Genomic DNA, 12,697 nt, shown 5'->3' on the forward strand with positions numbered 1-12,697 from the left:
AGCAGCCTTGGTCGCCGTCTTCTTGGCAGCGGCCTTCTTAGCCGGAGCAGCAGCCACAGCAGCCTTCTTCGCCGGCGCGGCAGCCTTCTTGGCGGCCAACTTCGGCAGCTTCTTGGCTCCGGAGACGATGTTCTTCAGGTCGGCGCCTGCGGTGAACTTCGGGACGGCGGTCTTCTTGGCCTTGATCCGTTCACCCGTACGGGGGTTACGAACCCAGCGAGCGTCACGGACCCGCTTCTCGAACGACCCGAATCCGGTGATGGCTACCTTCTCGCCCTTGACGACTTCGCGCGTGATCGTGTCCAGCACCGATTCGAGCGCGTGCGCTGCCGCCTTGCGGTTACCTTCGAAACGCGCAGCAAGCGCCTCGATCAGCTCAGTCTTGTTCACTAGCTTCCCTTCCAATGAACGTCCGGAGCCGGGCTATTTGTCCGGCATCTTGTGTGCACGCTAGGTATTCCAAGCCGTCTGAACAATCGCCACGCCGAAATTCGACGAAGAATTTTTCTGACGCCCCGGGCCGCTTGGTGCCCTAGGAACCCAGCGAACGTGGGGTTTTCCCGAGCAGACGGTACGCCTTGAGAAGGCTCTTGATTTGACTTTCTCCTTATTTCCAAGGAGAAACCAAAAAGAAGAGAGGGCCAGGTCCGATGGACCTGACCCCCTCTTCGAGGAGTGAAACCGCGCGTCAGCGGGTGGCAGCCTTCCAACTCGGCCGAGTTGCCTCAAAAGCCGAGATGTCTGCCTCGTGAGACAAGGTGATGCCGATGTCGTCGAGACCGTTGAGCAGACGCCAGCGGACGTAGTCGTCGACCTCGAAGCCGACCGAGAGCTCGCCGGCGGTGATCGTCAGCCCTTCAAGGTCGACGGTGATCTCGGCACCCGGCGTCGCCTCCAGGTACTCCCACAGCTTCACCACGATGGCCTCGTCGAGCTCCACCGTCAGCAGCCCGGCCTTGCCGGAGTTGCCGCGGAAGATGTCGCCGAACCGCGGCGAGATGACCACCTGGAAACCGTAGTTCTGCAGGGCCCAGACGGCGTGCTCACGCGAAGATCCGGTACCGAAGTTGGGACCAGCCACGAGCACGGTGCCGGCGGAGTAGGCGTCCTGGTTCAGGATGAAGTCGGGGTCGTTGCGCCAGGCTGCGAAGAGCCCGTCTTCGAAGCCCGTCCGGGTGACCCGCTTGAGATAGACGGCCGGGATGATCTGGTCGGTGTCGACGTCGCTACGGCGCAGCGGGACACCGGTACCGGTGTGGGTGGTGAACTTCTCCATCGTTCTCTCTCCGTTCAGACCGAAGCCGGCGCGAGGTCGGCAGGCGAGGACAGGGTGCCGCGGATCGCGGTCGCAGCAGCGACCGGCACCGACACCAGGTGGGTACGGCCGCCCTTGCCCTGACGACCTTCGAAGTTGCGGTTCGAGGTCGACGCGCTGCGCTCACCGGGAGCCAGCTGGTCGGGGTTCATGCCCAAGCACATCGAGCAACCCGCACCACGCCACTCGGCACCGGCCGCCAGGAAGACCTTGTCCAGGCCTTCGGCCTCGGCCTGCAGGCGGACCCGCACGGAGCCGGGGACGATGAGCATCCGGGTGCCCTCGGCGACCCGGTGGCCCTCGAGGATCTCGGCGGCCAGCCGCAGGTCCTCGATCCGGCCGTTGGTGCAGGAGCCGACGAAGACGGTGTCGATGGCGACCTCGCGCAGCGGCGTACCGGCCGTGAGACCCATGTAGGCCAAGGCGTTCTCGGCAGCGGTCCGCTCGATGGCGTCGGCGAAGTCGGCAGGCGCGGGGACGGAGCCGCCCAGCGGTGCACCCTGGCCGGGGTTGGTACCCCAGGTGACCCACGGGGTCACGTCGGCCGCATCGATCACGACCTCCTTGTCGAAGACCGCGTCCTCGTCCGTGGTGTAGGTCTTCCAGTGCTCCAGGGCAGCGTCCCACTCGGCGCCCTTGGGCGACTCGGGCTTGTCCTTGAGGTAGGCGAAGGTGGTCTCGTCGGGGGCGATCATGCCCGCCTTCGCGCCCCACTCGATGCTCATGTTGCAGACCGTCATCCGGGCCTCCATCGAGAGCTCACGGATCGCCTGACCGCGGTACTCGACGATGTAGCCCATGCCGGCACCCGTGCCGACCTTGGTGATGATGTGCAGGATCAGGTCCTTGGCGGTGACACCCTCGTTGAGCGAGCCGTTGACCGTGACCGCGAAGGTCTTCGGCTTGGCCTGCGGCAGCGTCTGGGTGGCCAGCACGTGCTCGACCTCGGAGGTACCGATGCCGTGCGCGATCGCCCCGAACGCGCCGTGGGTGGCGGTGTGCGAGTCACCGCAGACGATCGTCATACCCGGCTGGGTCAGGCCCAACTGCGGACCGACCACGTGCACGATGCCCTGCTCGATGTCGCCGAGCGGGTGGATCCGGACGCCGAACTCGTCGCAGTTCTTGCGCAGCGTCTCGATCTGGGTGCGGCTCACCGGGTCGGCGATCGGCTTGTCCCAGTCGAGGGTCGGGACGTTGTGGTCCTCGGTCGCCAGGGTCAGGTCGGTGCGCCGCACCGTGCGGTTCGCCAGACGGAGACCGTCGAAGGCCTGCGGGGAGGTGACCTCGTGGATCAAGTGGAGGTCGATGAAGAGCAGATCGGGTTCACCTTCTGCGCTCCGGACGACGTGCTCGTCCCACACCTTCTCGGACAGAGTCTTGCCCATGGCTTCCTCCACTGGGGTTCGTAACGGTCTTTCTCCGACCCGGGCACTGGCTTGATCTTCCGGCCTTGCATTCCACGATCTGAGACGGCAGTATTGCCATATGGACAACTCTAGCGGAGTCGGCGTTCTCGACAAAGCGGCGCTCGTACTCGCCGCTCTCGAGGCCGGCCCGGCCACGCTTGCAGGGCTGGTCGCCGGCACCGGCCTGGCTCGCCCCACCGCACACCGCCTCGCCGTCGCCCTGGAGCACCACCGCCTGGTGGCCCGGGACATGCAGGGACGCTTCGTTCTCGGGCCTCGGCTCTCCGAGCTCTCCGCGGCTGCCGGCGAGGACCGCCTACTCGCTGCCGCCGGCCCGGTACTGGCCCGCCTGCGCGACATCACCGGGGAGTCCGCACAGCTGTGGCGGCGTCAGGGCGAGCACCGTGTCTGCGTCGCCGCCGCCGAGCGGCCGAGCGGTCTGCGCGACACCATCCCGGTGGGCTCCCAGCTGACCATGCGTGCCGGGTCCGCAGCGCAGGTGCTGCTGGCCTGGGAGGACCCGGAGCGGATGCACCGTGGTCTGCAGAACGCCGCCTACTCGGCCACCGCCCTCTCCGGGATCCGCCGCCGCGGCTGGGCCCAGTCGGTCGGCGAGCGAGAGCAGGGGGTCGCCTCGGTCTCTGCACCGGTGCGCTCCCCCAGCGGCAAGATCATCGCCGCGGTCTCCGTCTCCGGCCCGCTGGAGCGGCTCTCCCGTCAGCCCGGCCGGATGCACGCTCCCGCTGTGATGGCGGCCGCCGAGCGGCTCTCGGAGTCGCTGCGCCGCGCCGCGGCTGAGTAGCGCTACCTAGTCCGTACCGAGTAGCGCACCACTCGCGCACTCGCCTGATCCGAGATGGGCTGGGGCCATGTCACGTCTTACGTACCTGGTCCCAGTCCGTTTTCTCTGTGCGCTGGCCCTCGCCGCGGCCTTCTCCGGCGTGATGCGCCTACTCCCCGACGAGGGCGACGGCGCCAATATCGGCGCCGGTCTGCTCCTGTTCGCCCTGCTCTGGGCGATGGCGTTCGGCTGGAGCCTCTTCGACGCCCGCCGCCGCGGGTTCGCGATCTCGATCGTGGCGTGGGCACTGGTCGGGCTGCTGATCGGGATCGCCTTCCCGATCAGCATCGCGATCGCTGACAGCGATTGGGACAGCACGGTCCTCCGCAGCGACCTGTCGTTCTTCATCCCGTTCTGGCTCTCCAGCGTCACGGTCCTCGCCGCGATCGGTGCCGCCATCGGCAACAGCCTCCGGACTCAACCGACCAACTGAAACAGCACCTTCAGAACAGACCCTCGGACTCGACGTCCAAGAGGGTCTGTTTGCGTTCCATCCCACCTGCATAGCCGGTCAACGACCCGTTCGCCCCGATCACCCGGTGGCACGGAATGACGATCGGAATCGGATTACGGCCATTCGCCGTACCCACCGCGCGTGACGCCGCATTGGTCTGGCCGAGTCGATGCGCGATCTCGCCATAGGAGGCGGTCGAACCCCACGGGATCAATCGCAATTGTTCCCAGACCCTTTGCTGATAAGGGGTTCCTTGGGGCGCAAGAGGAAGATCGAACTCTTTCAGGTCGCCACGGAAGTAGGCCTCGAGCTGTTTCGCCGCATCGCAGAGCAGCCCGTCGTCGTCGGCCCGCTCGCCGATCTCGACACCGTCCTTGAACGGCGAGAACTCAATCGCTGTGATCGCCCCAGCGTCAGCAACCACACGCAAATCACCGATCGGTGAATCAACGACCCTCCACATCACGAACCTTCCTCTCCGATCTCCGGGTGGCGGCTTCAGCCTGCCATCCCCATAGCTGCATCAGGGCGTACGAGCCCCAGGGTCTCCACGCGGCCGCGACCGCCGCCATCTCCTCGGGCGCGACGCCGAGCGCCGTCATCGCGTGTCGGATCACCAGGTCCCCCGACAGGAAGACGTCCGGGTCGCCGAGCGCGCGCAACGCGATGTAGTCCGCGGTCCAGGGTCCGATCCCTGGCAGGGCAAGAAGTTGGCGACGCACCTCGGCCCGATCGGCACCGCGGTCCAGCACCACCTGGCCGTCGGCGAGCGCGGCACAGAGGCCGAGCAGTGCGCGGCCCCGCGCACGCGGCATCGGCAAGAGTTCGGGATCGATCGCGGCGAGCGTCTGGGCGCTCGGGAACAAGTGGGTGACGCCGTCGACCTGACTGGACGCCAACGGCTTGCCGTAGCTCGCGGCAAGACGGCCGGCCTGCGTGCGGGCAGCGGCGACGCTGACCTGCTGGCCGAGCACCGCGCGGACCGCGACCTCCGCACCGTCCACGTGCCCGGGCACCCGCAACCCCGGCACCGCGGCGACCAACGGAGCAAGGCGAAGGTCGGCGCGCAGAGCGTCGTCCACCGCCACCGGGTCGCAGTCGGCGTCCAAGAGCCGTCGCACCCGTTCCAGGGCAGCGCTGGTGTCACGGACGTCGGTGAGCCACAACGTCAGCGGGACCTGCACGGTGACGCCGGGTCTCGGTTCGTCACGCAACTCGAGCCGGAGCAGGGCCGGGCCGTGCGGAAGGTCCAACGAGCGGGCGTAGCTACCACCGTTCTCGCTCGCTTCGACCACCTCGACCCCGGGTACCGCACGGGCGGCGAGGAACGCCCACAGCCGGGAGCCGGCGAACGGCGAGCGGACCGGCACGGAGAGGACCAGCTCGCCGCGGGCGGTGCTGGCTGCCCGACGGCGCCCACGCAGCTGCGATGGCGAACTGGCGTAGACGTCGCGGACCGTGTCGTTGAACTGTCGGATGCTGCCGAAGCCACTGGCATAGGCGATCTCCGCCATCGTGAGGGTGGTGGTCTCGATCAGGACCCGCGCGGTCTGCACGCGCTGCGCCCTGGCCAGTGCCAACGGTCCGGCGCCGAGCTCGGCGGTGAGTACCCGGCCCAGATGCCGAGTGGTGTAGCCGAGCCGCTGGGCAAGCCCCGTGACGCCGTCGCGGTCGAGCACGCCGTCGGCGATCAACCGCATCGCCCGACCGGCCAGGTCGGCCTTCACGTCCCATTCCGGGCTTCCCGGCGTCGCGTCGGGGAGGCACCGTTTGCAGGCCCGGTACCCCGCCGCCTGCGCCGAGGCCGCGGTGGGGTGGAACGTCACGTTCTGCGGAGCAGGCGTCCGCGCCGGGCACGAGGGCCGGCAGTAGATCCCGGTCGTTGCCACCGCGGTGAAGAACCGACCGTCGAAACGACGATCCCGGCTCTGCACTGCCCGGTAGCAGGCCTCCGCGTCGGTGAACATAGCTCCATCCTGCCTCGCCGGAACGCCCCTTCCTAGCGGGAATCGGACCTCAGCTGAGGTAGTACCGACGCTCGGGCCGACCGGCGCCTCCATACTTGAGGCGGACCGCCGCCTGCCGCTGCTCGACCAGGTACTCCAGGTAGCGCCGCACCGAGACGCGGGAGATCCCGATCGCCTCGGCGCACTCACCTGCTGAGGTGTCGGCACCGGGCGGCAACTCGCGGAGTGCGTCAAGGACCGCGGCCAAGGTCGGCTCGCTCAGGCCCTTAGGCAGTCCGGACGGGGTCCGCCGGGCCGGTAGCGGGGTGAAGAGGGCATCGATCGCCTCCTGCTGCGGCGACTCGTCGGCAAGAGCCGCGAATTGGGCGGCGAACTGTTCCATTCGCAACCTCAGATCGTCGAACTCGAACGGCTTGACCAGGTAGTGCGCCGCCCCTGACGCCGCCGCCGCCCGCACCGTCTCCGCCTCCCGCGCCGCGGTCACCATCAGAACGCCGACCTCGTCGCCCTCACCCCGGAGCCTGCGCAGCACCTCGATCCCGGTCAGGTCCGGGAGATGGACGTCGAGCAGCACCAGATCCGGGCGCAGCTCAGCGATCAGGCGCAACGCCTCGGCTCCGTTCGTCGCGCTGCCGACCACCTCGAAGCCGGCCATCCGCTCCACGAACCGGGTGTGGATCGAGACCACCATGAAGTCGTCATCGACGACCAGCACCCGCAACGGATCCGGCACCCTCATCCACCCCTCGTCATCATCGGCAGCACAGCAGTGAAGACTGCGCCGTCCAGATTGTGCACCGAGACGTGGCCGCCACGACGCAGACAGATCACCTGGACCAGCGCTAGGCCCACTCCTCGACCGCTGGCATCGCTCGGTTTGGTACTCCAGCCCCGCCGGAAGATCTCCGGGGCAACATCCGCCGCGACCCCTTCACCCGTGTCGGCCACCTGGACCGCGACGGCGTCGGCCTCGACCCGGAGCCGAAGGTCGATCCGCGGCCCGGCTGCGGAGACCGTGGCGTCGACAGCGTTGTCGATGAGGTTCCCGAGCACCGTGCCGACGTCTGCGGAGAGGTCGGGATCGAGCACGGGAAGCTCGGTGTCGTCGGCCAGCACGATCGCGATCCCACGTTCCGCGGCGAGACTCATCTTGGCGACCAGGAGCGCGGCCACCGCGGCGTCATGGACCACCGCGGTGACGGCGTCGTTGATCTCCGCCCGCCGTCGCGTGATGGTGCCGATGACCGTCGCCACCTCGTCGTACTCGGCCAACTGCACCAGACCCGAGATGATGTGCAGCTGATTGTTGAACTCGTGGGTCTGGGCCCGGAGTGTCTCGGTGATCGATTCGCGTGCGGTCAGCTCGCTCTGCATGGCGAGCAGTTCAGTGCGATCGCGCAGGGTGGTGACCGCACCGACGCTTCGACCGTCGAAATGGACCTGGTTGCGGTTCGCCACCACGACCCGCTCGCCGACGACCAGGACCTGGTCGCGCACATCCGCCTCACCGCCGAGCAGGTCACGGACCTCCTGGTTCACCTCGAGATCCGCGACGGTGGCGCCTTCGAGGTCGGCGTCGCCAAGGCCGAGGAGGGTTCGCGCACTGTCGTTGAACACCGTGATCACGCCGTCTGCACCAACAGCGACGACCCCTTCGCGGACCGCGTGCAACAGAGCCTCGCGATGATCGGCGAGAGCCGCTATATCGGCAGGCTCCAAACCCCGGGTACGACGTTTGACCAGCCGCGCCAGCAACCAGGAGCCGGCCACGCCCAGCGCCAGTCCCGCGCCCAGGAACGCGACCAGATCCCGGAGGAGCTCGCCAGCGCGATCACCCAGCGTGGGGTAGGCATCCACCACCACAACGACGGCCACCTGCTTCGGCGGCTGCGGACCGCCGGCCGCGCCGACCGGGATGCCGCTGTCGAAGATCGGCACCAGGGCAGCGATCGAGCGCTGCCCTCCCGAGGTGATGTCCCCGGACCAGGAACGCTGGCTGTCCAGGTTGCGGATCTCGCTGTCCAACCGGGCGCCGTCCACGGCTCCGTCGGAGCGGACCAGGATGTTGCCGTCGAGATCCGCCAGATAGACCGCGGTCGCATCCGCCCGGCGTCGGAACTGCTCGGCATAGGCGGTCAGCGACGTCAGCACCGGCCGGTGATCGATCTGCGTCCGCACCACATCCAGATTGGCGAGCTCCTGAGCGACCGTGGCCAACGGCGCTGCCCGTTGTGCGCGGAAATCGGCGTCGCTCTGACGCAGCGAGACGACGCTGGCGACGGCGAGGACCACCAGCAGCACGATGACCTGCAGCAGCAGGATCTGCCCCGCCATGGTGAGCGGGAACCGTGCCGACCGCGGTGACCACAAGTTCCACAACCTCCAATGCTTCCGCAACCGTGACGCGCGCCACACCATCGTCGCATCATCGACCGACGATGTTTCCAACCTCCCAGGAGTTGTCATGCGTGTGACGGGCAGCGCTCGACGGCGGACCCGATGGGTCGCTGTCGCGCTCGGAATCTGCCTGGTCGCGATCAGCGGTACCGCGTGCGGGGTGACCCGAGGGGACCCCAGCAAGGACCTGACCATGCTGATCCCGAACAGCCCCGGCGGCGGCTATGACCAGACCGGACGCGCGGCCGTTGCGGTGATGGAGGCCGAGGACATCACCGGCGGCACCTTCGAGGTCACCAACATCATGGGCGCCGGCGGGTCGGTGGCACTGACCCGGCTGATGAACGCTGAGGGTGACGAGAACACCCTGATGACCGTGGGTCTCGGCGTCGTCGGCTCCTCGTACTCCTTCGCCCTCCCCCATCGGCTCCAGGACGCGACGCCGTTGGCGCAGCTGATCGAGGACCAGGAAGGCATCCTGGTACCGGCCGACTCGCCGTTCAAGACGATCGACGACTTCGTCGAGGCGTGGAAGAAGAACCCCCGCAAGATCCCGGTCGGCGGCGGCTCCTCGCCCGGCGGACCGGACCACCTGTTCCCGATGCAGTTGGCCAGCACTGTCGGGGTCGATCCGCGCAAGGTCCTCTACGTTCCCTACGACGGCGGCGGCCCGTTGACCAGCGCGCTGCTCGGCCACAAGATCAGCGTCGGCTTCTCGGGCCTCGGCGAGTTCGAAGGCCAGATCGAAGCGGGCGAGCTCCGGGTTCTCGCCGTCTCCGGCGACGAACGGATGACCGGGTTCGCCAAGGAGATTCCGACGCTGACCGAGTCCGGCATCGACCTGGTCTTCACCAACTGGCGAGGGGTGATGGCCCCTCCCGGAATCTCGGCGAAGCGCCGTGAGGAGCTGATCGCCTATCTGACCAAGATGCACGCGAGTCCCGAATGGCAACAGGCCCTCGAGGACAACAAGTGGATCGACGCCTTCAGTACCGGTGACGAGTTCGGTGACTTCCTGAAGGAACAGGACGCCCGTGTGGCGGACACGCTTGAGGAGTTGGGACTGCTGTGAGTGACGTTTCTTCCTTCGATTCCGCGCAAGCCGACCTTGGCGGCGCCGACCAGCCGGCGACGTCGGACAAGGCTCAGTTCGGCCTGGCCGCGGTCCTCGTGCTGATCGGCGGCTACACCCTCTACGACGCCAGCACCCTGCGCGTGGGGTTCGGCGATCCTGTCGGGCCGCGCGCCTTCCCATACGCGATCGGAAGCGTGATGGTGGTGCTCGGCATCCTGCTCGCCGTCGCCACCGCCCGCGGCGACCGCGGCGAGGTGGAGGGCGGCGAGGACGTCGACCTGAGCCAGCGCGCCGACTGGGTGACGGTTCTCAAGCTGGTCGGCATCCTGGTCTTCACCATCGCCACGATCGACTGGCTGGGCTGGGCGATCACCGGCGCGGTGCTCTTCGCCGGTGCTGCCTGGGCCCTGGGCAGTCGCACCCTGATCCGTGACGCGCTGGTGGGTGCCGTGTTGTCGGTCGGCAGTTGGTACGCCTTCTACTCCGGCCTGGGCATCGCGCTCTCGCCGGGCATCCTCGACGGGATCCTGTGATGGAGAGCCTCGACCTGCTGTTGGGTGGCCTCGGCGACGCCGTCACCCCCGAGAACCTGCTCTATGCCGCGATCGGCGTCATCCTCGGCACCTTCGTCGGCGTCCTGCCCGGCATCGGCCCGGCGATGGCGGTGGCACTGCTGCTGCCGATCACCTTCGGCCTCGGCCCCACCCAATCGTTCATCATGTTCGCCGGCATCTACTACGGCGGCATGTATGGCGGCTCGACGACCTCGATTCTGCTGAACACGCCCGGTGAATCGTCGTCCGTGATGACCGCGATCGAGGGCAACAAGATGGCCAAGAAGGGGCGGGCCGCCCAAGCCCTGGCCACCGCCGCCATCGGCTCCTTCATCGCCGGCACGATCGGCACGCTCCTGGTGGCGTTCTTCGCCCCCACCCTCGCCGACATCGGTGTCGAGATCGGTGCTCCGTCCTACTTCGCGATCATCGTGCTCTCGATGGTGCTGGTCACCTCGGTGCTCGGCTCCTCCAAGCTCCGCGGCTTCATCTCCCTCTTCCTGGGACTCACCATCGGGTTGGTGGGGCTGGACCTCAACACCGGCCAGCCGCGCCTGGACTTCGATCAACCGCTGCTGGCCGACCGACTCGACATCGTGGTGGTCGCGGTCGGCATCTTCGCCCTCGGCGAAGCTCTCTGGGTGGCCGCCCACCTGCGTCGTCGGCCGTTGGAGATCATCCCCGTCGGCCAACCCTGGATGGGCAAGGACGACTGGAAGCGGTCCTGGAAGCCCTGGCTCCGCGGTACCGCGATCGGCTTCCCGTTCGGGGCGGTCCCGGCCGGTGGCGCCGAGACACCGACCTTCCTCTCCTACATCGCCGAACGCCGGCTGGCCAAGAACGGGCATGAGTTCGGCGAGGGCGCGATCGAAGGAGTCGCCGGCCCCGAGGCCGCGAACAACGCATCCGCTGCCGGAACCTTCGTGCCACTGCTGGCGATGGGCATCCCGGTTACCGCGACATCCGCGGTGATGCTCGCAGCCCTGACCAGCTACGGGATCCAGCCCGGTCCGCAGCTGATGGACACCCAGCCGGACCTGGTCTGGACCTTGCTGGCCAGCCTCCTGATCGGCAACGCGCTGCTGCTGGTGCTCAACCTGCCGCTGGCCCCGTTGTGGGCGAAGCTGCTGAGCATCCCGCGTCCCCAGCTCTACGCCGGCATCCTCTTCTTCGCCTCCCTCGGTGCCTACGCCGCCAACCTGCAGGCCTTCGACGTCTTCCTTCTGGTGGTCTTCGGGCTCCTCGGTTTGACGATGCGGCGCTTCGGGCTACCCGTGCTGCCGCTGATCCTCGGCGTGATCCTGGGCCCGCTCGGGGAGACCCGGTTCCGTGAGGCGTTGACGATCTCCGGCGGCGACATCTCCGGTCTGGTCAACGAGACGTTGGCAGTGATCCTCTACGCGATCGCCTTGCTCGCGATCGTCGTCCCGCAACTGCTCGGCGTACTGCGCCGGAGCCGTACCGACGCCAAGGAGTTGGTGAGCAGATGAGCACGATCGTGGTGGCCTACTCCCCCGATGAGTACGGCCAGGCAGCCCTCGCCCGCGCGATCGAGGAGGCCCGTCTCCGCGATGGAGACCTCCTGGTGATCAATGGGACCCGCGGCGACGCGCTGGTCGACGAGCGCTACGCGCACGCCGATCAGTTGGCGGAGATCGAAACCGATCTCGCCACCACCGGGCTGCCGTTCGAGGTGCGCCAGACCTTCGGCGCGGACGTCGGGGACCAGGTGATCGAGGCAGCGGAACGGTCCGGCGCAGAGCTGATCGTGATCGGCGTCCGCCGCCGCACCCCCGTCGGCAAGCTTCTGATGGGCAGCGTCTCGCAGCGCGTCATCCTCGGCGCGGAGTGCGCGGTGCTGGCGGTCAAGCCCGACTGAGCCCACGGCCCGCCCGCCCGCCGATCGGTCGGGCGGGCGGGTCGTGATCTCAAGACCCTGCTGCGCGTAGCTCGTCGTCAGGCTCTGCTCCGAGCGCGTCGTTCACGGTCGCGAACGCCATTCGTAGCGCGGCGAAGACGGTGACCGCGAAGATCTGCCGATCGCTGTAGCCCGCGGCGCGCAGGATCTCCACATCCTCGTGCCGGGTCGCCGTCGGCCGTTCCACGCAGAGCCGGACCCAGGTCACCAGCGCCTGTTCGCTCGCCTCCAGACCTGCGATGGGCGCAACGCCGTCGACGATCCCCGCGATGGAAGCCGGCTCCAGAAGACCGGGGAACTTGCGCTGCCAGGCCAGCACGCAGTACTTGCTCTCCCGGGCCGCTGAACTGGCCAGCACGATCAGGAACCGCTGACGCGGCGTGATCCCACCCTCCTCGGCGACCTGGCGAGCAAGCCCGAGCAGCCCGTGCAGCGCGGCCGGTTGATGCGACCAGAGGAACGACAGGTTCATCACGAAGCCCAGCGACTCGTAGTCCTCGGCGAAGATCGCACGCGCCTCAAGGTCCGGGGTGGGGTCGTGCAGGAAGTTCGGGCGGTTGGCCATCGTGCGCCTCCTCGGCATCACTGCGACGCTACGCCCGCCGTGCCCGCGGCCGCGTGCCCGAAATCGAGGAGCGCGGCCGCTCGCAACACGTTGCTGCCAGAACGAGAAAACTCCCGGACCCACCTGTGTGGGCCGGGAGTTTCTACGTGGTACCCCGGAAGGGATTTGAACCCTCGCTACCGCCGTGAGAGGGCGACGTCCT

General features: G+C 68.0%; 14 protein-coding genes. 6 read left to right on the forward strand and 8 right to left on the reverse strand.

The features are described from left to right. The 3 genes from ACLM5J_RS20650 to leuC form a co-directional block, all read right to left on the reverse strand. Positions 1-390: HU family DNA-binding protein (locus tag ACLM5J_RS20650; RefSeq protein WP_413658567.1), on the reverse strand; the 390-nt coding region annotated here is incomplete at its 3' end. A gap of 298 nt (positions 391-688) precedes the next feature. Continuing rightward, positions 689-1,276 (reverse strand): 3-isopropylmalate dehydratase small subunit, encoded by a 588-nt coding sequence (gene leuD / locus ACLM5J_RS20655; RefSeq protein ID WP_413658568.1) that lies wholly within the window; start codon positions 1,274-1,276, stop codon positions 689-691. A 14-nt stretch (positions 1,277-1,290) separates the two neighbouring features. Beyond that, positions 1,291-2,703 carry a 3-isopropylmalate dehydratase large subunit gene (leuC, locus tag ACLM5J_RS20660; RefSeq protein ID WP_413658569.1) on the reverse strand — a complete coding sequence of 471 codons (1,413 nt, stop codon included), beginning with the start codon at positions 2,701-2,703 and terminating at the stop codon, positions 1,291-1,293. A gap of 100 nt (positions 2,704-2,803) precedes the next feature. Between leuC and ACLM5J_RS20665 the strand changes: the two genes are divergently transcribed. Both ACLM5J_RS20665 and ACLM5J_RS20670 read left to right on the forward strand, forming a co-directional pair. Beyond that, complete coding sequence (locus ACLM5J_RS20665; protein ID WP_343996734.1) at positions 2,804-3,526, forward strand: IclR family transcriptional regulator; 723 nt, start codon at positions 2,804-2,806, stop codon at positions 3,524-3,526. Positions 3,527-3,593: 67 nt separating this feature from the next. After that, positions 3,594-3,998 carry a hypothetical protein gene (locus tag ACLM5J_RS20670; RefSeq protein ID WP_413658570.1) on the forward strand — a complete coding sequence of 135 codons (405 nt, stop codon included), beginning with the start codon at positions 3,594-3,596 and terminating at the stop codon, positions 3,996-3,998. A 10-nt stretch (positions 3,999-4,008) separates the two neighbouring features. Here the strand turns inward: ACLM5J_RS20670 and ACLM5J_RS20675 are convergent, their stop codons facing one another. The 4 genes from ACLM5J_RS20675 to ACLM5J_RS20690 are packed head-to-tail and all read right to left on the reverse strand — an operon-like array spanning position 4,009 to position 8,356. After that, complete coding sequence (locus tag ACLM5J_RS20675) at positions 4,009-4,482, reverse strand: methylated-DNA--[protein]-cysteine S-methyltransferase (protein WP_413658571.1); 474 nt, start codon at positions 4,480-4,482, stop codon at positions 4,009-4,011. After that, entirely contained in the window at positions 4,466-5,986 is a 1,521-nt protein-coding gene (locus ACLM5J_RS20680) for a DNA-3-methyladenine glycosylase 2 family protein (RefSeq protein WP_413658572.1), read from the reverse strand. Before ACLM5J_RS20680 ends, ACLM5J_RS20675 begins: the two co-directional genes overlap by 17 nt. A gap of 49 nt (positions 5,987-6,035) precedes the next feature. Continuing rightward, the gene (locus tag ACLM5J_RS20685; protein WP_413658573.1) at positions 6,036-6,725 is read right to left on the reverse strand and encodes a response regulator; all 690 of its coding nucleotides are present in this window, start codon (positions 6,723-6,725) and stop codon (positions 6,036-6,038) included. Beyond that, a complete protein-coding gene (locus ACLM5J_RS20690; RefSeq protein WP_413658574.1) occupies positions 6,722-8,356 on the reverse strand; it encodes an ATP-binding protein in 1,635 nt (544 codons plus the stop codon). Before ACLM5J_RS20690 ends, ACLM5J_RS20685 begins: the two co-directional genes overlap by 4 nt. Before the next feature lie 94 nt (positions 8,357-8,450). On the opposite strand from ACLM5J_RS20690, the gene ACLM5J_RS20695 reads away from it, so the two are divergent. From ACLM5J_RS20695 to ACLM5J_RS20710, 4 genes are read left to right on the forward strand one after another with little or no spacing between them, the layout of a single operon-like run. After that, positions 8,451-9,455: a Bug family tripartite tricarboxylate transporter substrate binding protein gene (locus ACLM5J_RS20695; RefSeq protein ID WP_413658575.1), complete on the forward strand. Its 1,005-nt coding sequence runs from the start codon at positions 8,451-8,453 to the stop codon at positions 9,453-9,455. Continuing rightward, positions 9,452-9,991, forward strand: a complete 540-nt coding sequence (locus ACLM5J_RS20700) for a tripartite tricarboxylate transporter TctB family protein (protein WP_413658576.1) — start codon at positions 9,452-9,454, stop codon at positions 9,989-9,991. Before ACLM5J_RS20695 ends, ACLM5J_RS20700 begins: the two co-directional genes overlap by 4 nt. After that, positions 9,991-11,502, forward strand: a complete 1,512-nt coding sequence (locus ACLM5J_RS20705) for a tripartite tricarboxylate transporter permease (RefSeq protein ID WP_413658577.1) — start codon at positions 9,991-9,993, stop codon at positions 11,500-11,502. Before ACLM5J_RS20700 ends, ACLM5J_RS20705 begins: the two co-directional genes overlap by 1 nt. Continuing rightward, a complete protein-coding gene (locus tag ACLM5J_RS20710; RefSeq protein WP_413658578.1) occupies positions 11,499-11,891 on the forward strand; it encodes a universal stress protein in 393 nt (130 codons plus the stop codon). The genes ACLM5J_RS20705 and ACLM5J_RS20710 overlap by 4 nt, the downstream gene beginning before the upstream one ends. A 49-nt stretch (positions 11,892-11,940) precedes the next feature. On the opposite strand, the gene ACLM5J_RS20715 is transcribed toward ACLM5J_RS20710, so the two are convergent. Then, a complete protein-coding gene (locus ACLM5J_RS20715) occupies positions 11,941-12,495 on the reverse strand; it encodes a carboxymuconolactone decarboxylase family protein (RefSeq protein ID WP_413658579.1) in 555 nt (184 codons plus the stop codon). Positions 12,496-12,697 lie beyond the last annotated feature (202 nt).

It is taken from the genome of Nocardioides sp. Bht2, from assembly GCF_047308515.1.
In the GTDB taxonomy this organism is placed as follows: Bacteria; Actinomycetota; Actinomycetes; order Propionibacteriales; family Nocardioidaceae; genus Nocardioides.